We start from the raw sequence: 1,611 nt of genomic DNA on the forward strand, positions 1-1,611 counted from the left end.
ACTCCGAAAACGATCCAGCACCTCACTTCCGGTTCTGTCCGCGCCAGTGGAGTCCAGCAGAGTGGTGTACGACGGACCCGGGTGAGCGTCCGCCTCCAACGTAGGCGCGGTCACCGGGTGCATCCTTCGAGTGAACCTTCCAAAGCACTCTCGAACGGAGAACACGATGACCGCTGTGCCCAGTATCGACCCTGCCCAGTTCCTCAACGAGCAGCTCTCCCAGGCGAGCCCCGATCTGATGCGAGACTTACTGACCACCTTCGTCAACGCGCTCCTGTCCGCGCAGGCTGACGCGGTGTGCGGCGCCGGCTACGGCGAACGCACCAGCGATCGGGTGAACTCCCGCAACGGCTACCGTCACCGCGACCTTGACACCCGGGTCGGCACCTTGGATGTCGCGGTCCCCAAGCTGCGTCAGGGCTCGTTGTACCCGGATTGGCTGCTGGAGCGTCGCAAGCGTGCCGAGCGGGCCCTGACGAGTGTGGTGGCGACCTGCTACCTGCTCGGGGTCTCCACGCGGCGGATGGACAAGCTAGTGCAGGCTCTCGGGATCACTGGCCTGTCGAAGTCGCAGGTCTCGGAGATGGCCAAAGACCTCGACGAGCACGTTGAGCAATTCCGCACCCGCCGGCTGGAGCAGGCCGGACCGTTCACCTTCGTCGCGGCCGACGCCCTCGTGCTCAAGGTCCGCGAGGGTGGCCGGGTGGTGCCGGTGCACGTGCTGGTCGCCACCGGAGTCAACGCCGACGGCCACCGCGAGATCCTAGGGGTGCAGGTCACCTCCAGCGAGGACGGCGCGGGTTGGCTGGCGTTCTTCCGCGATCTGACCGCCCGCGGCCTGTCCGGGGTCAAGCTGGTCACCTCTGACGCCCACGCGGGGCTGGTCTCCGCGATCGGTGCCACCCTGCCCGGCGCGGCCTGGCAACGCTGCCGCACTCACTACGCCGCGAACTTGATGTCGGCGACCCCGAAGAACAGCTGGGGGTGGGTCAAGGCGCTGCTGCACTCGATCTATGACCAGCCCGACGCCGAGGCGGTGCACGCCCAGTTCGACCGCGTCGTCGAGGCTCTGGCCGGCAAGCTCCCTGCGGTGGCTGACCACCTCGAGCAAGTCCGCGCTGACATCCTCGCGTTCACCGCGCTCCCGAAGGAGATCTGGCGTCAGATCTGGTCGAACAACCCCAACGAGCGACTCAACCGGGAAATCCGCCGCCGTACCGACGTCGTCGGCATCTTCCCCGACCGAGCCAGCATCATCCGCCTCGTCGGCGCCGTCCTAGCCGAACAACACGACGAGTGGGCCGAAGGCCGCCGCTACCTCGGACTCGATGTCCTCGCCCGCGCCCAAACCGTCGAGACCGCCACCACCGAGGAGGTGACCACCGAACTTCAGGCCCTCACAGCCTGAGCGACACGCCCAACAGAAGGATCAACCTCGTACACCACCCCAGCGGACTTGACCTCCGCGCCCTCGCCGTTACATCAGCGTCGATGCCGGACAGTTAGGGGTATGCCGGTCAGTCCCGAGGAGCGGTTCCGCAGCTTGTATGCGGCGACCTACCCCGACGTGCTGGCTTTCGCCCGGCGCCGGGCGGGCGAGCACGACGGCCA

1 protein-coding gene is annotated in these 1,611 nt (G+C 67.2%); it reads left to right on the forward strand.

The genetic code is table 11. The annotated features are described in order from the left end of the window. Positions 1-166 precede the first annotated feature (166 nt). Complete coding sequence (locus tag BN11_RS17405) at positions 167-1,408, forward strand: IS256 family transposase (protein ID WP_048699584.1); 1,242 nt, start codon at positions 167-169, stop codon at positions 1,406-1,408. Positions 1,409-1,611: the final 203 nt, after the last annotated feature.

The sequence above is a fragment of the Nostocoides australiense Ben110 genome, assembly GCF_001050535.1.
GTDB classification, from domain to species: Bacteria; Actinomycetota; Actinomycetes; order Actinomycetales; family Dermatophilaceae; genus Nostocoides_A; species Nostocoides_A australiense.

Coding starts and splice junctions, on each gene's coding strand:
- BN11_RS17405 (WP_048699584.1), top strand. CDS start 167: ATGACCGCTGTGCCCAGTATCGACCCTGCCCAGTTCCTCAACGAGCAG.